This window comes from Pseudomonas sp. Irchel s3f7 (assembly GCF_900187615.1).
Lineage (GTDB): Bacteria > Pseudomonadota > Gammaproteobacteria > Pseudomonadales > Pseudomonadaceae > Aquipseudomonas.
Genome location: NZ_FYDO01000017.1, coordinates 106001 through 125859, shown reverse-complemented (window position 1 = coordinate 125859; position 19859 = coordinate 106001). Strand labels below are relative to the sequence as shown.

Sequence of the window (19859 nt, the reverse complement as noted above, 5' to 3'; positions counted from 1 at the left end):
GCCAAGGAACAGCCGCTATGACAAACCCATCCCCGACCGTTTCCATGGCGGATAAAGTTGCCCTGATCGACAGCCTTTGCGCCAAGGCGCGGATCCTGCCGGTGATCACCATCGCCCGCGAGCAGGACGTTCTGCCGCTGGCCGATGCCCTCGCGGCCGGTGGGCTGACGGCCCTGGAAGTGACCCTGCGTTCGCAGTTCGGCCTCAAGGCGATCCAGATCCTGCGTGAGCAGCGCCCGGAGCTGATGACCGGTGCCGGCACCGTGCTCGACCGCACCATGCTGGCAGCGGCCGAAGCGGCAGGATCGCAGTTCATCGTCACGCCGGGCATCACTCGCGACTTGCTGGAAGCCAGCGTTGCCAGCCCGATTCCGCTGTTGCCAGGCATCAGCAATGCCTCGGGCATCATGGAAGGCTACGGCCTGGGTTATCGCCGTTTCAAGCTGTTCCCGGCTGAAGTCAGCGGCGGCGTCGCGGCCATCAAGGCATTGGGCGGCCCGTTCGGCGAAGTGAAATTCTGCCCGACCGGCGGCGTCGGTCCTGCCAACATCAAGAGCTACATGGCGTTGAAAAACGTCATGTGCGTGGGCGGTAGCTGGATGCTTGATCCGGAGTGGATCAAGAACGGCGACTGGGCCCGCATTCAGGAGTGCACCGCCGAGGCTTTGGCGCTGCTGGACTGATTGCTTCACCCGACACTTCGTTGTGTGTTCTACGGCTTTACGGTGCGCTTGGTCGGTGCACCGTTTTTTTTTGCCTGAAGGAAAACGCAGGAGCTGCCGAAGGCTGCGATCTTTTGCTTCTCGGAAAATGTGTCCAGAGCCGAAGAAGATCGCGGCCTGCGGCAGCTCCTTGCATGAAATCATCGACATCATGCGATACATAGTTACCGCATCCTGAAAATCGACCGATGCTAGCCTGCGTTCATCTTATGGAAGAGAGAACGTCATGGACGCCCATACCTCAGTTGCACCCGCAAGCCCCGTTTGCCTGTTGTCCCCCGAGCAAATTGCCGGCCCGTATTTCCGCAACCCGAAACTGATCCGCAGGAACATCAGCGAAGGCGCCGACGGCATTCCGCTGGTGCTGCGGCTGACCATCGTCGATGCCATGACCGGTGAACCCGTCCCGGATGCTCTGGTGGACATCTGGCACTGCAATGCGCGCGGCGCCTATTCGGGCTGGAGCAAAGTCAATCCGGACGTTGAGGTCGATTCCGCCGACATCGGCGCAATCGCCCGGACCGACGACGACACCTACCTGCGCGGTGCGCAGTTCAGCGACAAATCGGGCATCGTGCGTTTCACCACCATCTATCCAGGGTTCTACGCCGGACGTGCGCTGCACATTCACGTCGCCGTGCGCATTACCTCGGGCAACAATTATCTGGAGGAGCGGCATGTCGCCTGGGTCGGGCAGCTTTACCTGCCTGAAGTCGCTTCGCGTGCGGTGCTCTGCTCCCGTCAGTACGAACGGCGCAGCACAGTGCGACTGACCAATCCCGAGGATTTTTTCTACACCACCATGGGCGGTGATGCCTCGACCCTGAACGTGCACACACTGGGACGGGATTCGAATGAAGACGGGTTCTTCGGGCAGATGACCATCGGCATCGACACCTTCGCGGCGTCGACACAGATCAAGCCTGAAGACTTCGACAAGTACACCGTCTGACGTCAGCGCAGTTCGGTCAGTGCCTTGCTCAGTGCATCGATATCGTCAGCGGTGGTGATGAGGCCGGGGGTGATGCGAATGCAGGGGCCACACGCCGCGCCGCTTCGCGTGACGGTGAACAGGTTGTATTCCTTGAGCAGTCGTTCGACCATCAGTTGCTGGTCGGTGTGGCGGGAAAAACGCATCGAGGTGATGCCGCAATACAGCCGCGGATCATCCGGGGTCATGACTTCGATCCCCGGTAACTGGCGAACCGCACCGACCCAGCGGTTGCGCAGGTAGTTGAGTCGTGCACCCTTGGCCCCGGCACCGCCCATGGCCCAATGTTCTTCGAGCACCAGCGGCAGGGTCAGCAGTGCCGGAATATTAGGCGTGCTGTAGGAGGTGCGGGCACGGATGTCGGTCACCGGGTAATGCACCTCGCCCATGTCCGGGTCGATATCAGCCAGGCGTTCGGGGGCGATGTAGATGAAACCCAGCGTCAACGGTGCACCGATCCACTTGTGCAGGTTGAAACCGGCGAACGCGATACCCAGCTCGGTCAGGTCGAATTCGATCTGGCCGAGTGCGTGGGCACCGTCGAGGATCACATCGATGCCGTGTTCCCTGGCGGCGGCTGCAATTGCCTGCACCGGCATCACCAGGCCGGTGCGATGAGTGACGTGGGTCAGGGCCATCAACTTGAGCCGCGGATAACGGATGAAGGCGTCACGGTAGGTGCTGAGCAAACTGTCGTAGCTTGCCGGGTGCGTGTGTTCGATCTCGATCACTTCAACGCCGCGATGGCGCGCCAGCCAGCGCATGGCGCCTTTGACCGTGTCGTACTCCAGGTCGCTGATCAGAACCTGATCACCGGGCTGGAGCAGGTTGTAGTTGCGGATCAACGACTGCAAACCCTCCGTTGCATTGCGGGTGAGAGCGATGCTATCGGCCGATACGCCAATCAGACGGGCCAACTGCGCGCGAATCTTCAGGCTGTCACCCTGTTCAAACCGTTGACGCACATAGACCGAGTTGCTGCGGTTGATCAGCTCGATGTTGCGCTGATACTCCTCAACCACCGTGCGCGACATGCGCCCGAAGTAACCGTTTTCAAGGTTGATCGGGCCGGGTTCGACCTCGTATCGGTCGGCGAAGGTCTGCCAGAAAGCTTCATCACGGGCACGGAGCGTATTGTCAGGCATGGGGGTACTCAGTCGGGGGCCGGGTGAGTCAGTGACGCGGGGCTGGTTTGCCGTGTTTGGCGCGCAACGGCTCGAGCAAATCCGACAAGCCGTTGTGATCGATTTCCTGCATCAGGGCCAGCAGACCGCCGAGCTCGCCATGGGGGAAACCTTCCCGGGCGAACCAATTCAGGTAAGGGCCGGGCAGGTCGGCAATGATTCGTCCCTTGTACTTGCCGAAGGGCATTTCGCGGGTGATCAGCAGTTCAAGCTTTTCAGGGTTCATCGATCAGTCGTCTTGATTCAGTCAGTGGAGAAAATACAGGCATTCTGCATGCAGGCCAATTGACAGATCATGCAAAAAAAACGGATACAGATTTTTAGGTTATTGATAAGTATTTGAAATATAACGATTAAATAAACAGTTTCAGGCTGGCATGCAGGGTGCACTGTTCATTGCATCTTCCATCACGGCAAGGAATTGAAAAATGACCGACATGAATAAAGAAGCCATTTCTGTACTCAACGACCTGATTGAAACCAGCAAGGACGGTCAGAAAGGGTTCAAGACTTGCGCTGAAGACATCAAACACCCTGAACTCAAATCCCTGTTTGTTCAACGCTCCTCCGACTGCGCCACGGCCGCGGCCGAACTGCAGGCCGCCGTTCGTTCGCTGGGCGGCGACCCGGAAACCTCCAGCAGTGTCGCCGGCGATCTGCATCGTCGTTGGGTCGATGTGAAGTCGATGTTCACCGGCAAGGACGAGGAGGCTGTGCTGAATGAAGCCGAGCGTGGTGAGGACCATGCATTGAAGGCATACCGGGATGCCATGGAGAAAATCAACAAGAACAACCTGATTGGTATTCGTGACCTGGTTGAGCGTCAGTACCATGGTGTGCAGCGCAACCACGATCAGGTAAAAGCCCTGCGTAACCAGGCCCGTGCCCGTTCGTAACGCGTATTAAAAACGCCAGCAGGGCTGGCGTTTTTCTAGATCAAAAGATCGCAGGCGCGATCTTTTTAGCGATCAACCAATGCTGATGGCGGGCAGCTCGGTCAACGTCACGCTCTGTTGCTTGCGTGGCGCCAGAATCTCCGCCTCGCCATCCACCACCAGCTCATCGCGCTGGTTGAATACACGGGTGGCAATGCGCACGCGGAATTTCGGCAGTTTTTCGAGGATTTCCAGACGCACCGTCAGGGTGTCGCCAATCTTCACCGGCTTCTGAAAACTCATTTGCTGGCCGATGTATATGGTCCCCGGCCCAGGCAACTCGCACGCAACCGCTGCACTGATCAACGCGCCGCTGAACATGCCGTGGGCGATGCGTTCCTTGAACATGGTGCTGGCGGCGTACTCGGCATCCAGGTGCACCGGGTTGTGATCGCCCGACATCGCGGCGAACAACTGAATGTCGCGCTCTTCGACAGTCTTGCTGAAACTGGCGGTCTGGCCGACTTCAAGGGCTTCGTATGGCGTGTTGGTAACCTGGGTCATCTGTCTCAATTCCTGTGACGAATTAGAAAATTCACAAAAAGCTATTCGGCCCTGGGCGGCCGGGGGCTGCTCAAGGCCTGTGCGATCCAGTTCAGCACATCGGCGATGACTTCATCGCGGTTGCTCTCGTTGAACAGTTCGTGCCGCGCCTGCGGGTAAATGGTCAGTTGCAGGTGCTGGTTGCCGGCCGCGCGCAGGGCGTTGGCCAGATCAGTCAGACGCTTGCCTTCGCTCACCGGATCACATTCACCGCCAATCACCAGCAGCGGCAGGCCCGGATCGATCTGCGCGAGATTGGACGCTTTGCTGATTTGCTGCAACCCACCGAGCAAATCGATCCACAGTTGATTGGTGCAGCGAAAGCCACACAGCGGATCATTGGCATACCGATCGACCTGCGCCGGATCGCGGCTGAGCCAGTCGAATCGGGTGCGCGCCGGTTTGAATTTTTTGTTGAACGAGCCGAACGACAGCCATTCGATCAGTGCGCTGCGTCCCTTCGGCCCTTGGCGCAGCCTTTCCAGACGGGCGATCTGCCGCGCCGCGCGATAAAGCGTCACGGGCTGGAAGTTAGAACCGCTGAGAATCGCCCCGTGCAGACTGGCGCTGTGGTGCATTAGATAAGCCTGGGCGATGTAACTGCCCATGCTGTGACCGAGCAACACGATCGGCACGCCGGGATGCTCCTGGCCGATGTGCTGGTTGAGGCTCGCCAGGTCGCTGACGACTTTGCACCAGCCGTCGTCGTCGGCGAAATGGCCAAGGGTCCCGTTTTCGGCAGTTTTGCCATGTCCGCGCAAGTCCGGCGCACAGACGCCGTAGCCGTGTTCAGTGAGTTTTTCCGCCAGATCCGCATAACGACCACTGTGTTCGGCCATGCCGTGGGCTAGCAGAATCACTGCCTTGAGACTGCCGTCTGGCAGCCACTGGTTAACGAAGAGGCGGCTGTGGTCGCTCGTGGTCAACCAGAACGTATCGTGGATCATTGCGGTTCCTTTGCATGGGGCTGCCGGATCGGAAACAGCTCGTTGCATTTTATAGCGCATCCTGCGTCGGGCGTCTGATCAGGCCACGCCACTGCACGAAGATTCACACGATCAATGACGGTTGTGGGCATATTTGCCTGAATCGCCATTGCTGCTAGTGTCCGTGAAGCTCCGCTTTTCGTAGTTTGTTTTTGAAATGACAGAAAAGTGGCCTCGGATAGGCTCAGGTAAAGAGGACAAGAACAATGCAACCTGATTTCTGGAATGACAAACGCCCGGCCGGCGTACCCCTGGATATTGACGTTGGGGCTTACAAATCGGTGATCGAGGTGTTCGAGCGTTCCTGCAAGAAATTTGCTGATCGCCCGGCCTTCAGCAACATGGGCGTGACCCTGACCTACGCCGAACTGGAACGCCATAGCGCCGCTTTTGCCGCTTACCTGCAATCGCACACCGATCTGGTCGCCGGGGATCGCATCGCAGTGCAGATGCCCAACGTCCTGCATTATCCGATCGCTGTATTCGGTGCCTTGCGCGCCGGGCTGATCGTGGTCAACACCAACCCGCTGTACACCGCGCGGGAGATGCGTCATCAGTTCAAGGACTCGGGTGCCCGGGCGCTGGTGTACTTGAACATGTTCGGCCAGAAGGTCCAGGAAGTACTTCCCGACACCGATATCCAGTACCTGATCGAAGCGAAGATGGGCGACCTGATGCCTGCCGCCAAGGGCTGGCTGGTCAACACCCTGGTCAGCAAGGTCAAGAAAATGGTCCCGGAGTATGCCTTGCCCCAGGCCGTTTCCTTCAAGAGCGCGTTGGCGCTGGGCCGAGGCCTGGGCATCAAGCCGCTGAACGTCGGCCTCGATGATATCGCCGTGCTGCAATACACCGGCGGCACCACCGGTCTGGCCAAGGGCGCGATGCTGACCCATGGCAACCTGGTCGCCAACATGCAACAGGTGCGCGCATGCCTGGAGCAGTTCGGCAACGACGGTCAACCGCTGTTGCGCGAAGGGCAGGAGGTGATGATTGCACCACTGCCGCTGTACCACATCTATGCATTTACGGCGAATTGCATGTGCATGATGGTGTCGGGCAATCACAACGTGCTGATCACCAATCCACGGGACATCGGTGGCTTCATCAAAGAGCTGAAGAACTGGCGGTTCTCGGCACTGCTGGGGCTTAACACGCTGTTCGTCGCGCTGATGGATCACCCGGACTTCAAGACCCTGGACTTCTCGACGCTCAAGCTCACCAACTCCGGCGGCACCGCGCTGGTCAAGGCGACCGCCGAACGCTGGGAGCAGATGACCGGCTGCCGCATCACCGAAGGCTACGGCCTGACCGAAACCTCGCCGGTGGCCTGCACCAACCCTTACGGCGACCAGTCGCGGATCGGTACCGTCGGCCTGCCGGTGCCGGGCACCACGTTGAAAGTGATCAGTGATGACGGCGTCGAACAGCCCTTGGGCGAGCGCGGCGAACTGTGCATCAAAGGTCCGCAGATCATGAAGGGCTACTGGCAGAAACCCGAGGCCACCGCCGAGGTGCTGGACGCCGAGGGCTGGTTCAAGTCCGGCGACATTGCGGTGATCGATCCGGACGGTTTCGTGCGCATCGTCGATCGCAAGAAAGACATGATCATCGTCTCTGGTTTCAACGTGTACCCGAACGAAATCGAAGACGTGGTGATGGCTCACCCGAATGTCGCTAACTGCGCAGTCATCGGCGTGCCAGACGAACGGTCGGGAGAGGCGGTGAAGCTGTTTGTGGTGGCTCGCGAAGCGGGTGTCAGCCTTGAAGAGCTGAAGGCCTACTGCAAGGAGAACTTCACGGCGTACAAGGTACCCAAGCACATTGTGTTGCGTGAGTCGTTGCCGATGACGCCGGTGGGCAAGATTCTGCGGCGGGAGTTGCGTGATATCGCGTAAATTTTCGTAAATCGGTGCGATCTTTTGCTTTGAGCCCCGAAATCCGTGGGTTTCAGAGACTAATAGGTTTTTTGCTCTAAAATGACTGCTTGTTATTCTTGAGTCACAATTGTGACTGTAGAGGCCGCTTTTGGCTCTAGGCGACCCTTGGCAAAGCTGCTACTCTCGGCGCGCTTTGTGACTTCTCGGCCTTCTGTCAGCCAGATTCACCAATGACCAAACACCAATAATAATCGCATCAAATGCGGTGCTGAATTCGCGTTGCTGAGGAGTGGGCTTCCATGAACGAAGACTTTTGGAAGGATAAGTACCCAGCTGGGATTGCTTGCGACATCAATCCAGACGAGTACCCGAATATTCAGGCAGTGTTGAAGCAATCCTGCCAACGCTTCGCCAATAAGCCGGCATTCAGCAACCTGGGCAAGACAATCACCTACGGTGAACTGTACGAATTGTCCGGTGCCTTTGCCGCTTACCTGCAACAGCATACCGACTTGCAGCCCGGCGATCGAATCGCGGTGCAACTGCCCAACGTGTTGCAGTACCCGGTTGCCGTCTTCGGTGCCATCCGCGCCGGCATGATCGTGGTCAATACCAACCCGCTGTACACCGCGCGGGAAATGGAACACCAGTTCAATGACTCCGGTGCCAAAGCGTTGGTCTGCCTGGCCAACATGGCGCACCTGGCTGAAACGGTCGTGCCGAAGACGGGCGTCAAGCACGTCATCATCACCGAAGTCGCCGACCTGCTGCCGCCGCTCAAGCGCCTGCTGATCAACAGCGTCATCAAATACGTGAAGAAGATGGTCCCGGCGTATCACCTGCCCAAAGCCGTCAAGTTCAACGATGTGCTGAGCAAAGGCATGGGCCAACCGGTCGCGGAAGCCAGCCCCGCCAGCGGTGATGTCGCGGTGCTGCAATACACCGGCGGCACCACGGGCGTAGCCAAGGGCGCGATGCTGACCCACCGCAACCTCGTCGCCAACATGCTGCAATGCAAGGCACTGATGGGTTCCAACCTGAATGAAGGTTGCGAGATCCTGATCACGCCGCTGCCGCTGTACCACATCTATGCGTTCACCTTTCATTGCATGGCGATGATGCTGATCGGCAACCACAACATCCTGATCAGCAACCCGCGCGACCTGCCGGCGATGGTCAAGGAACTGTCGAAGTGGAAGTTCAGCGGTTTCGTCGGGCTGAACACGCTGTTCGTGGCCCTGTGTAACAACGAAGGCTTCCGCAAGCTGGATTTCTCGGCGCTGAAAGTCACGTTGTCCGGCGGCATGGCCCTGCAACTGGCCGCGGCCGAACGCTGGAAAGCGGTCACCGGTTGCGCCATCTGCGAAGGTTACGGCATGACCGAAACCAGCCCGGTCGCGACGGTCAACCCGATCCAGAACATTCAGATCGGCACCATCGGCATTCCGGTGCCCTCGACCCTGTGCAAAGTCATCGACGATGCGGGCGTTGAACAGCCAATGGGTGAGATCGGCGAGCTGTGCGTGAAGGGCCCGCAAGTCATGAAAGGTTACTGGCAGCGCCAGGACGCGACCGATGAAATGCTCGACAGCGAAGGCTGGCTGAAAACCGGTGATATCGCGCTGATTCAGGCGGATGGTTACCTGCGCATTGTCGATCGCAAGAAAGACATGATCCTGGTCTCCGGTTTCAACGTGTACCCGAACGAGCTGGAAGACGTGCTCGCCGTTCTGCCGGGCGTGCTGCAATGCGCAGCCATCGGCGTGCCTGACGAAAAGTCGGGCGAGGCGATCAAGATCTTCATCGTTGCCAAACCGGGCGTGACCCTGACCAAGGAACAGGTGATGGAGCACATGCGCGCCAACGTCACCGGCTACAAGGTCCCGCGCGCCGTGGAGTTCCGCGATGCACTGCCGACCACCAACGTCGGCAAGATCTTGCGTCGTGAATTGCGCGATGAAGAGCTGAAAAAGATCAACGCGAAGAAAGCCACCGCGTAATACAAAAAGCCCCGCAAATGCGGGGCTTTTTGTTGGCGCAGACTTTCTGGTCAAAGTGCTTTTGTGGCGAGGGGGCTTGCCCCCGCTGGGCTGCGAAGCGGCCCCAAAACCAGCAGTTGCCATTCGCCTGACACACCATACTCATCTGATTTACGACGGCTGCGCCGCCGAACGGGGGCAAGCCCCCTCGCCACAACGATTTTGTGTATTACAAGCGGAACGGCGCGAAGTTGACGTTGGTCCCTGTCGGACGCATGTCCTGCAGGTACGAGTCCTTGTCGGCGCTCAGTTCCAGGCTCAGGGCCGCCTTGCGCTTGCCTTCGTTGCGTATCACCAGGCCTTCAAGTTTCTCGCGCAGGAACACGGTCGGCACTTTCAGGTGCAGCAGTTCGTCGGTGTCCGGTGTGTGCATCAGCAGGTGAATCCACTCGTACTGACCAATCGCCAGGCGCGCGACCGGGAGGTCGAACCACCAGATGTTGCGGTTACGGTTCAGTTCGGCGAAGTGGCAGTTGTTGACGCCAAGCACAGCACCGCCGAGTTCCTGGTTTCTGCGGGCAATGGCCTGCTTTTTATCGAGTTTCATAACATTCCTACGGGATTGGATCTTCAGCGCCATGGCCTGAAAGTGTTGCACATTCTCGGGGGTTGCCGGGCAAACATAAAGCCCAACCTGCATCGAGCGATGAAATGACGCGGTGAAAATAAATGAAACTCCGCGCAAACGCCCCCGGTCAACCTTGTGTAACCACTTTTCCATCCCGATGTTCACAGGAGAAATACCATGAGCAGCACAGGCGATAAAGTGAAAGGCATGGCCAATGAAGCCGTGGGCAACGTCAAGCAAGGCGTTGGCAAGGCCACCGGTAATGACAAAATGCGCGCCGAAGGCGTGGTGCAGGAAAAGAAAGGCGAAGCACAACAAGCCATAGGCAAAGCCAAGGATGCGGTCAAGAAAAGCGTCGACGAGGCCTGATTCGGCCTTGGATGACGGTAAGGAACGGCCATCTTCAGATGGCCGTTTTTGTGTCAGCCTGAACTTGATCACTGAAATTGTTTCAAAGTCGCGAAGTGCGCTACTTTGATGGAAGAAAACGGCCCCTGAGTCGCCACAACTTGAACCCGAATCTGTTTGCGGCGGATGGAGACGCTAATGATTTTCCCGGACATGAGAGGCTTGCCCCTGCACCGTGTGATGGTGCGCACGGTCACCGAGTTCGTCGACGACGAGATGTCGACCTATGCCTCGGCGCTTGCCTATCAAATGCTGTTTTCGCTGTTTCCGTTCATTCTGTTTCTGATTGCCTTGATCGGTTTTTTGCACCTGCCTGATTTTTTTTCGTGGCTGCGCCTGCAATCGGAACTCGTGCTGCCGCCCCAGGCCCTGGAACAGGTCAACCCGGTCATTGACCAGCTTCAGCAGTCCAAGGGTGGTTTGCTGTCGGTGGGTATTGTGATTGCCTTGTGGACCGCTTCAGCCGGTGTGCGCTTGATGATGAGCGCGATGAACGCTGCCTACGACGTGGTGGAAGGTCGTCCTGCGTGGAAGCGTTTTCCGCTGTCGATCATCTACACGGTCGGCATCGCCGGTATGTTGCTGATCGCCGCCGCGCTGATGGTGCTCGGTCCTCAAGTGATGAGCTGGATCGCATCGCAAGTCGGCCTCGAATATTTCATCGTCACACTCTGGACCATCGCACGCTGGCCGGTGATCGTGATCCTGTTGATGGTCGCAGTGGCGTTGATCTACTACGTCATGCCTGACGTCAAACAGGAGTTTCGCTTCATCACGCCCGGCTCTGTACTGGCCGTGGTGGTATGGATCATCGCGTCGCTGGGCTTCGGCTTCTACGTCAAGGAGTTCGCCAACTACAACGCCATGTATGGCAGTATCGGCGCGATCATCGTGCTGTTGCTGTACTTCTACATTTCCGCCGCGGTGCTGTTGCTCGGCGCGGAAATGAATGCAGTGATCGAGCACATGTCGCGAGAGGGCAAGGACCCCGGCGAAAAGGTCCCCGGCGAACACGGTCCGGGCCATGAGGAAAAGCACCACGTGTCGGGGCTGGGCCGGGATCACTCGCTCAAGCCGACCACTGACGAAGCCCAAACATGATTCGTGACATTCTGAAAATGGGCGACGAGCGCCTGCTGCGCATTGCTCCGCCCGTACCCGCCGAGATGTTCGACAGCCCCGAGCTGTGGCAACTCATCGACGACATGTTCCAGACCATGGAAAGTGTCGGCGGAGTCGGCCTCGCCGCACCGCAGATTGGCGTCGACCTGCAATTGGTGATTTTCGGGTTCGAGCACAGCGAGCGCTATCCGGACGCCGAAGCGGTGCCGCAGACGATTCTGATCAACCCGTTGATCACGCCGCTGAGCCCGACGCTTGAGGAGGGCTTTGAAGGTTGTTTGTCAGTGCCCGGCCTGCGCGGCGAGGTACAGCGCTACCAGCATATTCGCTACGAAGGTGTCGACCCCAAGGGCGAACCCATCGTGCGCATTGCCTCGGGGTTCCACGCGCGGGTGGTGCAGCATGAGTGCGATCACTTGATAGGCCGCCTGTACCCTTCGCGGATTACGGACTTCAGCAAGTTCGGGTTTACCGAGGTGATGTTCCCGGATCTTGATCCCAACGCGGACGAATAAAACCACCCCAAACCCTGTGGGAGCGAGCATGTTCGCTCCCACAATTGTTTATGGGGTCAATCCCATCGCAATCATCGGCTTGCTGCGCGCATAGCGCGTCAAACGCTCAACCATCGCGTAAGGCATCTGCGGATCGAACGTAAAGCCGCGACGCTCATAAAACCCCCGCAGATCCGGATGACAGAACAACCACACCGGGAGTTCGCAATCCTTCACCGCCGCCTCGATCAGTCCCGCCGCAATCCCTTGCTCGCGACAGCCCGGATCGACAAACAGCCCCGTCAGCCAATGCCCGCCGGACACCGGGCGCAGACACAGCACGGCAACGATTTCGTCACGCCGGGCCACCCATAACTGAGCGTCACGGACGGCTTTCATTGACGACTGGTGGGCGCGATAGAACTTGTTCATCAACGGCCATAACGGCTCGTCGAGTCGGCTGTATTGAGTGCTGGGCATGTCTTCGACTGTCGGTGCGCAAAACGGGCGATTATAAAAGAACATGCGCGAGGGGATAGGTGTATACCTGATCTCACATCCCAGTGTGTGGAGTACGTGTCATGTCCAAAGGTATGGATTCAAAGAAAGCGGCGAAAAAGAAACCGGCGAAAACCGCCATCGAAAAACGTGCTGATAAAAAAGCCAAGAAGGTTGACGTGTTCGGTCACTGAGCCCGCGTTGACTGATCGCTCCCATGCAATGTGGGAGCGATTCGCTGAAAACAATCTGCAGGACTTCCCTTGTAAACCGCTGAATTGAGGGTCTTTTTTTACCGTTCGTCGGTACCGAAATACATTTTTCTCACGGCCCTGCGGACGCTGAACCGATTTTGTCCCCATGATGGCCGATTAGTGGCCTTGCAAGAGGGGCGCTGCTGGCTATGCTGACGTGTAACTAACGATATCGACCATGCTGGACAGGTCGATATTGGCGGTCAGAGTGCGCAATTCAAGGCACCCACACTTGACCAAAGGAGCCTTGCGTTAAATGGAGTTACTTGACGAGTCTGTTAGGGCTGGCCCGCGTGCGGGCTATCAAGAGAAGGATGTCTTGATGAGAGTGCCGGTATAGGGACCCTCCGATTGATCATCATTTATCACCTGACAATTCCTTCTTATTGGAGGAACGCGTGTGCCTGTTCCGTGGAACGTAGTGGTGGATGTGAAAGACCAGCAACTTTCATTAATCAAAAGAACGCGCCGAAGGTGATACGACTATGTTCAACCTACATCACAAGGCTGACCTGCTGGAAATCGAACGATTCAGTTGTGCACTGACCGAGGCCAATGCCAAGTTGGCGGCGGTCAGTCGTTCGATGGCGATGATTGAATTCACCCCGGATGGCTTCGTGATCGAGGCCAATGAGAATTTCTGCAGCGCCATGGGTTACAGCGCCGATGAAGTGCGCGGCAAGCATCACCGCATTTTTTGTGAAGAACAGTATTACCGCAGCGACGCCTACACCAAGTTGTGGCGTGATCTGGCGCGTGGCGAGCCGCTGAGCGGCACGTTTTTGCGGTTGGACAAGGCCGGCAGGGAAATCTGGCTCGAAGCCAGTTACATGCCGGTGATGGGCCCCGATCGCCAGGTCAGGAGCGTGATCAAAGTCGCGACCGAGGTCACTGCCAGGGTCAACAAGGAACATGAAAACCAAAGCATGCTTGCAGCGATCGGACGCTCGATGGCGGTGATTGAGTTCACCCCTGAGGGCCGCGTGATCACCGCCAATGAAAACTTCCTGAAAACCATGCAGTACACGCTCAACGAAGTGGTGGGGCAACACCACAGTCTGTTTTGTCATCGTGCTGAAGCCGAGTCCCAGGGTTACAAGAATTTTTGGGCTTCGCTCAATCGCGGCGAATATCACTCCCATCGTTTCGAGCGCAAAAACAAGCAAGGTCAGACGATCTTTCTCGAAGCCTCCTACAACCCGTTGTTCGACGCGAAGGGCCGCCTGTACAAAGTCGTCAAGTTTGCCAGCGACATCACTCACCAGATGACGACCCTGCAAACCGCCGCTGAATCGGCCCACAGCACCTCCGTGCAAAACGATGTTTGTGCGCGCAAAGGGTCCGAGGTGGTGCAGCAAACGGTGCAGATCATCCAGGACATTTCCAAGGACTTGAACGAAGCGGCAGTGAGCATCGACGCTGTCAGCAAGCAGTCCGACATCATCGGCACCATTGTGCAGACGATCCGCGGCATTGCCGATCAGACCAACTTGCTGGCACTCAACGCAGCCATCGAAGCGGCTCGCGCCGGGGAGCACGGACGAGGGTTTGCGGTGGTGGCCGATGAAGTGCGCAGTCTTGCGGCGCGCACCAGCCAGGCGACGCTGGAAATTGTCGAGGTGGTGCGCAAGAACCACGATTTGTCGTTGAGTGCGGTGTCGAGCATGCAGTCAAGTTTGAGTCGAACCGGGCTCGGTGTGGAGTTGGCGAACGAGGCGGGGGAGGTGATTCTGGAAATCCAGCAGGGCTCGCGCCATGTGGTGGATGCGATCAGCCAGTTCAACTCGACGTTGCAGCTGAACTAGCCGCAACGCTGAACCTGTGGCGAGGGAGCTTGCTCCCGTTGAACTGCGCAGCAGTTCCTTTTTGGGGGCCGCTTCGCTGCCCAGCGGGAGCAAGCTCCCTCGCCACAGGGGGTTCGTTTCCGTTCACGGCAAGCCGTTGCAGCCGTATTTGAGGAATCCGGGGCGCTGCGCCAGGCGTTGGAAATACTCATCGACTGCCGGGTAATCAGGGCGGTCAATCGGCGTCATCAGCCAGCGATTGACCGACAAACCGATGACAATATCCGCCAGGGTGAATCGTGGACCGGCCACGTAGGCCTTGGTGGTTGCGAGTTGATGTTCAAGGATTCCCATCTTCTGGTTCCAGCCACGCACGCTGACGTCGGTACGATGCGCGTCCTGGAATTCCGGATCCTTGCGCACCAATGCCATGAACGCGTAACTCCATGACGCATTGAGCTCGATGGCTTGCCAGTCCATCCACTGTTCAACCCGGGCGCGTGCCGCCGGTTCGCCAGGCAGCAGCTCATGCTGGTGTTGGTATTTGCCGGCCAGATAGCGGCAGATGGTATTGGATTCCCACAACACGCCAGCCTCATCGATGATCACCGGCACCTGTGCGTTGGGATTGAAGCGCAGGAACTCGGGGCTGTGGGTGGATGCAAAACCACTGCCCCAGTCCTCGCGTTCGTAGGCAATACCCAGTTCCTCACAGGTCCACAGCACTTTTCGGACGTTGATGGACGAGGCTTTGCCGAGAATCTTCAGTGCATGTTCCATTGGGCTACTCCATCGAGAATGGCGTATATGCAAGTGTAGGAGCTGCGACGGGGAAACTATGTGCTCTCGCGCACCATCAACTCAAACCCCATGTCCTGCACCGGTTTGGCCACGGTGTTGCCGGCCATCAGCGTCAGCATCTGCTCCGCCGCTCGACGACCAATGGCTTCGCGGGGGGTGTTGATGCTGCTGAGGCGCGGAACCATGTGTTCTGACATCGGCAAATCGTTGAAACCCAGAATCGCCACCTGTTCCGGAATCTTGATCCCGCAGCGCATGGCTTCGAGCAAAGCTCCCTGGGCCAGGTCGTCGTTGCCGAAAAAGATCGCATCGACATCCGGCTGACTGGCCAGCAGTTGCAGGAACAGCTCGCCGCCGAGGCCGACGGAGGAGGCGCGGGGCGTCAGCACTTCCAGATCCGGGTCATACAGGCCGGCCTTTTTCAGCGCTTTGCGGAAACCTTCGCCGCGCAGCAACGTGCGTTGATCCAGCTGCGCGCCGATGTAAGCCAGGCGCTTGCGCCCGCGTGACAGTAAATGCTCGGCCGCCGTTTCACCGGCCGCCAACTGCGAGAAACCGACGCAATTGAGCCCGGCGGCGCTGTCCAGTTCCATCATGTACACACACGGAATGTTGCTGGCTTCGATCATCCGACGCGAACTTTCGGTGCGGTCGAAACCGGTCAGCAACAGGCCGCGCGGCTGATACGCCATGTAATTGCGCAGCAGGTTTTCTTCTTCATCGCGCGAGTAATGGAAGTTGCCGATCAGCACTTCGAAGCCCTTGGGGCGCAAAACCTGATGAATGGCTTCCAGGGTGTCGATGAACAACAGGTTGGACAACGACGGCACCAATACCACCACCGAATGGCTCTGGGCCGAGGCCAGGGCGCGGGCGGCAGGATTGACCACGTAATTGAGTTCCAGCGCGGCCTTCTGGACTTTTTCCACCAGTTCGGTGGCCACCGTGCTGACCCCGCGCAGGGCGCGGGAAGCGGTGATCGGGCTGACGCCAGCCAGTCGCGCCACTTCGTTCAGGGTAGGGCGGCCAGTGGTGCGGGTATTTTTATCGTTTTTAGTTGGGGTCATCGACGGCTTGCCAAACAAAATTCAAGGCACTAAGGTAGCGCTGTCTCGATGCAGCTGCAATGCGTGAGCGAGGGTTCGCCTGATCCTCGCTTTTTGGCGTCGGGACTTAACCAGCTGCAACCCACAAAATGACAAGAAAGGCGTCGGCAACTTCTGCTTTTGATCGAGTGTCATAACCGGCAAAGGTAGCGCTGTCTGCGCGCTGAGGTGTTACATGAATCATCCCATCACCGCCCTGGTCATCATGGGCGTTGCCGGTTGCGGCAAGACGTGCGTCAGCGAGGCCCTGTGCCATCTGAGCGGCGCCACTGCCATTGAAGGCGACTCCTTTCACCCTGCCGCCAACATTGAAAAGATGAGCGCGGGTACCCCCCTGAACGACGAAGACCGTGCCGGCTGGCTCGACAGCCTGTGCGATGAACTGCGTCGTATCGATGCCAGGGGCGAGCGCCCGGTGTTGACCTGTTCGGCCCTCAAACACATTTATCGCGAACGTCTGCGCAGTGCCTTGCCGGGCCTGGGTTTCGTGTTTCTTGAGTTGACCCCTGAAGTCGCTGCCGACCGCGTCTCCCATCGGCCGGGTCATTTCATGCCGTCGACCCTGATCGACAGCCAGTTCGCCACCCTCGAATCGCCTGTGGGCGAGCCGTTGACCCTGGCGCTGGATGCTTCGACCAACAGTGTCGGGCAACTGGCGGCGCAGGCTCATGCGTGGTGGCAGGCGAACGGCCTGAAACAGGCGGTATGACTGTGCTTGCAAAGACAGCGCTGTCCTCACCACTTCTGATTAACCCGCTTTAATAACAACAACAACCAGGAGACACCCCCAATGTTTGGCATGTCCCACGAGACGTTCCTGCTGCTCGATGCAGTGGTCACGGTGATCGGGCTTATCGTCCTGATCACCAAGTTCAAGTTGCACCCGTTCCTCGCACTGATCATCGCCGCTGCCTTCCTCGGCCTGACCTCCGGCATGCCGATCGGCACCATCATCAAGGCGTTCCAGGACGGCTTCGGTGGCGTGCTTGGTTTCGTCGGCATCATCCTGGCGCTGGGTACGATGCTCGGCAAAATGATGGCCGAATCAGGTGGTGCGGATCAGATTGCACAGACGTTGATCCGCGCCTTCGGCAAGGACAAGGTGCAGTGGGCAATGATGTTCGCCGCGTTCCTGGTCGGCATTCCGCTGTTCTTCGAAATCGGCTTCGTGTTGCTGATTCCTTTGGTGTTCATCGTGGCCCGCCGTACCGGCGTGTCGATCATCAAGATCGGTATCCCGCTGCTGGCCGGTCTGTCCGCCGTACATGGCCTGGTGCCGCCGCACCCGGGGCCGCTGCTGGCCATCGGCGTGTTCGGTGCCGACATCGGTAAAACCATTCTGTACGGCCTGATCGTAGCGCTGCCAACCGCCATCATTGCCGGCCCGATCTTCGGTACGTTCATCGCCAAGCACATTCCCGGTCACCCGAACCAGGAACTGGTGGATCAACTGGCGCGCGAAACCGATTCGGCTGAGCTGCCGAGCTTCGGCATCACCCTGGTGACCGTGCTGCTGCCGGTGTTCCTGATGCTGCTAAAAACCTTTGCCGACGTGGTGCTGCCGGACGGCAACATTTTCCGCGCCTTTATGGACCTGATCGGTCACCCGATTTCGGCGTTGCTGCTGGCATTGCTGCTGTCGCTGTATACCTTCGGCTACAAGCAGGGCATCGGTTCCAGCCAAATGATGAAATGGCTGGATGCGAGCCTCGCGCCGACCGCCGCGATCATCCTGATCATCGGTGCCGGTGGTGGCTTCAAACAGATGCTGGTGACCAGCGGTGTGGGCGACGTGATCGGCCACATGGCAGTGAACGCACAGATCTCGCCGATCCTGCTGGCCTGGCTGGTGGCGGCGGTGATCCGTATCGCCACCGGTTCGGCGACCGTGGCGACTATCACGGGTGCCGGCATCGTGGTGCCGGTGGTGGGGATGATTCCGGGTGTGAACCGTGAGCTACTGGTGCTGGCCACCGGTGCCGGTTCGTTGATCCTGTCGCACGTGAATGACGCCGGTTTCTGGCTGGTCAAGCAGTACTTCAACATGACCGTGGCTGAAACCTTCAAGACCTGGACTGCGATGGAAACCATCCTCTCCGTGGTGGCCCTGGGCTTTATTCTGTTGTTGTCGCTGTTCGTTTAAGCGAATCGACAGGCACAAAAAAACCGCAGCGATGCGGTTTTTTTGTGTCTGATGCAAACCCCTGTAGGAGCCGGCTTGCTGGCGATCGCATCGACGCGGTTATACGTTAAACCGAGTCGCCTGCATCGCCAGCAAGCCGGCTCCTACAAGCCAGGTCAGGTGGTGGACTTGGTGGCCAGGCCATCTGCCCGGAACATCCCGCGAATCCCACGTACGGCCTGGCGGATCCGGTCCTGGTTTTCGATCAGGGCGAATCGCACGTGATCATCGCCATACTCACCAAACCCAACACCCGGTGAGACGCAAACCTTGGCCTCGGCCAGCAGTTTCTTGGCGAACTCCAGCGAGCCCAAATGCGCGTAAGCCTCGGGAATCTTGGCCCAGACGTACATCGATGCCTTCGGGTTTTCCACCATCCAGCCCAGCTCATGCAGGCCTTTGACCAGCACGTTGCGGCGTTGGCGATACTGCTCGGCGATGTCGCGCACGCATTGTTGATCGCCTTCCAGCGCCGCGATCGCCGCGACTTGCAGCGGGGTGAAGGTGCCGTAGTCGTGGTAGCTCTTGATCCGCGCCAGGGCGTTGACCAGTTCCGGGTTGCCGACCATGAAGCCGATGCGCCAGCCGGCCATGTTGTAGCTTTTGGACAGGGTGAAAAACTCCACCGCAATGTCTTTGGCGCCTGGCACCTGCATGATCGACGGGGCTTTCCAGCCGTCGTAGACGATGTCGGCGTAGGCCAGGTCGTGCACCACCAGCACGTCGTATTGCTTGGCGAGGGCGATGACACGCTCGAAGAAATCCAGCTCCACGCACTGTGCGGTCGGGTTGGACGGGAAACCGAGGATCATCATCTTCGGCTTCGGAATCGACCCGCGAATGGCTCGCTCCAGTTCCGCGAAGAAATCCACACCCGGCACCAGCGGCACCGACCGCACCTGGGCGCCGGCAATCACGGCACCGTAGATGTGAATCGGGTAGCTCGGGTTGGGCACCAGCACGGTGTCGCCCTGGTCGAGGGTGGCCAGCATCAAATGCGCCAGGCCTTCCTTGGAACCGATGGTGACAATGGCTTCGTTTTCCGGGTCGATGTCGACCTCGTAGCGTTCCTTGTACCAGTTGGAAATCGCCCGGCGCAGGCGCGGAATGCCCTTGGACGTGGAGTAACCGTGGGTGTCTTCGCGCTGAGCGACCTGCACAAGTTTTTCGACGATGTGCGGCGGCGTGGGGCCGTCGGGGTTGCCCATGCTCAAGTCGATGATGTCTTCGCCACGACGACGGGCGGCCATCTTCAGCTCGGCAGTGATGTTGAAAACGTAAGGGGGGAGTCGATCTATGCGCGCAAAGCGGCGCGGCGAACCTTGTTCGGCCATTGTTGCCTCGGATAACGTAAGCGCCCGGAAC

Annotated in this window: 20 protein-coding genes and 1 pseudogene; 12 read left to right on the top strand and 9 right to left on the bottom strand. The window is 58.5% G+C overall.

Annotated elements, in window-relative coordinates:
- The first annotated feature begins 17 nt into the window (after nucleotides 1-17).
- The gene (locus tag CKW19_RS16520) at nucleotides 18-683 is read left to right on the top strand and encodes a bifunctional 4-hydroxy-2-oxoglutarate aldolase/2-dehydro-3-deoxy-phosphogluconate aldolase (RefSeq protein ID WP_095058804.1); all 666 of its coding nucleotides are present in this window, start codon (nucleotides 18-20) and stop codon (nucleotides 681-683) included.
- Between the two features lie 265 nt (nucleotides 684-948).
- On the top strand, nucleotides 949-1674 hold the full coding sequence (locus CKW19_RS16515) for an intradiol ring-cleavage dioxygenase (protein ID WP_095058803.1): 726 nt from the start codon (nucleotides 949-951) through the stop codon (nucleotides 1672-1674).
- Nucleotides 1675-1676: 2 nt separating this feature from the next.
- Here CKW19_RS16515 and CKW19_RS16510 read toward each other — a convergent pair whose 3' ends face one another.
- Nucleotides 1677-2858 carry an aminotransferase class V-fold PLP-dependent enzyme gene (locus CKW19_RS16510; RefSeq protein ID WP_095058802.1) on the bottom strand — a complete coding sequence of 394 codons (1182 nt, stop codon included), beginning with the start codon at nucleotides 2856-2858 and terminating at the stop codon, nucleotides 1677-1679.
- Nucleotides 2859-2886: 28 nt separating this feature from the next.
- Entirely contained in the window at nucleotides 2887-3123 is a 237-nt protein-coding gene (locus CKW19_RS16505; protein WP_003227425.1) for a DUF3820 family protein, read from the bottom strand.
- A 202-nt stretch (nucleotides 3124-3325) separates the two neighbouring features.
- Between CKW19_RS16505 and CKW19_RS16500 the strand changes: the two genes are divergently transcribed.
- Nucleotides 3326-3793 (top strand): PA2169 family four-helix-bundle protein, encoded by a 468-nt coding sequence (locus CKW19_RS16500; RefSeq protein WP_095058801.1) that lies wholly within the window; start codon nucleotides 3326-3328, stop codon nucleotides 3791-3793.
- 72 nt (nucleotides 3794-3865) lie between these two features.
- Here the strand turns inward: CKW19_RS16500 and CKW19_RS16495 are convergent, their stop codons facing one another.
- Both CKW19_RS16495 and CKW19_RS16490 read right to left on the bottom strand, forming a co-directional pair.
- A complete protein-coding gene (locus tag CKW19_RS16495; protein WP_007974451.1) occupies nucleotides 3866-4336 on the bottom strand; it encodes a MaoC family dehydratase in 471 nt (156 codons plus the stop codon).
- Between the two features lie 41 nt (nucleotides 4337-4377).
- Nucleotides 4378-5322, bottom strand: a complete 945-nt coding sequence (locus CKW19_RS16490) for an alpha/beta hydrolase (RefSeq protein ID WP_095058800.1) — start codon at nucleotides 5320-5322, stop codon at nucleotides 4378-4380.
- A 245-nt stretch (nucleotides 5323-5567) separates the two neighbouring features.
- Here CKW19_RS16490 and fadD2 point away from each other — a divergent pair, with 245 nt between their 5' ends.
- Both fadD2 and fadD1 read left to right on the top strand, forming a co-directional pair.
- Complete coding sequence (gene fadD2, locus CKW19_RS16485; protein WP_095058799.1) at nucleotides 5568-7256, top strand: long-chain-fatty-acid--CoA ligase FadD2; 1689 nt, start codon at nucleotides 5568-5570, stop codon at nucleotides 7254-7256.
- A 281-nt stretch (nucleotides 7257-7537) separates the two neighbouring features.
- Entirely contained in the window at nucleotides 7538-9238 is a 1701-nt protein-coding gene (fadD1, locus tag CKW19_RS16480) for a long-chain-fatty-acid--CoA ligase FadD1 (protein WP_095058798.1), read from the top strand.
- Between the two features lie 208 nt (nucleotides 9239-9446).
- Here fadD1 and CKW19_RS16475 read toward each other — a convergent pair whose 3' ends face one another.
- Nucleotides 9447-9824: a hypothetical protein gene (locus CKW19_RS16475; RefSeq protein ID WP_095058797.1), complete on the bottom strand. Its 378-nt coding sequence runs from the start codon at nucleotides 9822-9824 to the stop codon at nucleotides 9447-9449.
- 198 nt (nucleotides 9825-10022) lie between these two features.
- On the opposite strand from CKW19_RS16475, the gene CKW19_RS16470 reads away from it, so the two are divergent.
- From CKW19_RS16470 to def, 3 genes are all read left to right on the top strand, one after another.
- A complete protein-coding gene (locus CKW19_RS16470; protein ID WP_095058796.1) occupies nucleotides 10023-10214 on the top strand; it encodes a CsbD family protein in 192 nt (63 codons plus the stop codon).
- Between the two features lie 177 nt (nucleotides 10215-10391).
- On the top strand, nucleotides 10392-11354 hold the full coding sequence (locus CKW19_RS16465) for a YihY/virulence factor BrkB family protein (protein ID WP_095058795.1): 963 nt from the start codon (nucleotides 10392-10394) through the stop codon (nucleotides 11352-11354).
- On the top strand, nucleotides 11351-11890 hold the full coding sequence (def, locus tag CKW19_RS16460; RefSeq protein ID WP_095058794.1) for a peptide deformylase: 540 nt from the start codon (nucleotides 11351-11353) through the stop codon (nucleotides 11888-11890). The genes CKW19_RS16465 and def overlap by 4 nt, the downstream gene beginning before the upstream one ends.
- Before the next feature lie 48 nt (nucleotides 11891-11938).
- Here the strand turns inward: def and CKW19_RS16455 are convergent, their stop codons facing one another.
- Complete coding sequence (locus tag CKW19_RS16455) at nucleotides 11939-12349, bottom strand: GNAT family N-acetyltransferase (RefSeq protein WP_095058828.1); 411 nt, start codon at nucleotides 12347-12349, stop codon at nucleotides 11939-11941.
- Between the two features lie 757 nt (nucleotides 12350-13106).
- On the opposite strand from CKW19_RS16455, the pseudogene CKW19_RS29545 reads away from it, so the two are divergent.
- Together CKW19_RS29545 and CKW19_RS29540 are read left to right on the top strand one after the other, a co-directional pair.
- A pseudogene (locus CKW19_RS29545) lies at nucleotides 13107-13880 on the top strand (PAS domain-containing protein); the annotation flags it as partial.
- 6 nt (nucleotides 13881-13886) lie between these two features.
- Nucleotides 13887-14426 (top strand): methyl-accepting chemotaxis protein, encoded by a 540-nt coding sequence (locus CKW19_RS29540; RefSeq protein WP_371856350.1) that lies wholly within the window; start codon nucleotides 13887-13889, stop codon nucleotides 14424-14426.
- 123 nt (nucleotides 14427-14549) lie between these two features.
- Here CKW19_RS29540 and CKW19_RS16445 read toward each other — a convergent pair whose 3' ends face one another.
- Together CKW19_RS16445 and CKW19_RS16440 are read right to left on the bottom strand one after the other, a co-directional pair.
- On the bottom strand, nucleotides 14550-15185 hold the full coding sequence (locus CKW19_RS16445) for a glutathione S-transferase family protein (RefSeq protein ID WP_095058792.1): 636 nt from the start codon (nucleotides 15183-15185) through the stop codon (nucleotides 14550-14552).
- Between the two features lie 56 nt (nucleotides 15186-15241).
- On the bottom strand, nucleotides 15242-16273 hold the full coding sequence (locus tag CKW19_RS16440; RefSeq protein ID WP_095058791.1) for a LacI family DNA-binding transcriptional regulator: 1032 nt from the start codon (nucleotides 16271-16273) through the stop codon (nucleotides 15242-15244).
- 214 nt (nucleotides 16274-16487) lie between these two features.
- Between CKW19_RS16440 and CKW19_RS16435 the strand changes: the two genes are divergently transcribed.
- Together CKW19_RS16435 and CKW19_RS16430 are read left to right on the top strand one after the other, a co-directional pair.
- Nucleotides 16488-17021, top strand: a complete 534-nt coding sequence (locus tag CKW19_RS16435; RefSeq protein WP_095058790.1) for a gluconokinase — start codon at nucleotides 16488-16490, stop codon at nucleotides 17019-17021.
- 81 nt (nucleotides 17022-17102) lie between these two features.
- Nucleotides 17103-18455 (top strand): GntP family permease, encoded by a 1353-nt coding sequence (locus CKW19_RS16430; RefSeq protein WP_053155456.1) that lies wholly within the window; start codon nucleotides 17103-17105, stop codon nucleotides 18453-18455.
- A gap of 155 nt (nucleotides 18456-18610) precedes the next feature.
- Here CKW19_RS16430 and alaC read toward each other — a convergent pair whose 3' ends face one another.
- Complete coding sequence (gene alaC / locus CKW19_RS16425; RefSeq protein ID WP_095058789.1) at nucleotides 18611-19828, bottom strand: alanine transaminase; 1218 nt, start codon at nucleotides 19826-19828, stop codon at nucleotides 18611-18613.
- Nucleotides 19829-19859: the final 31 nt, after the last annotated feature.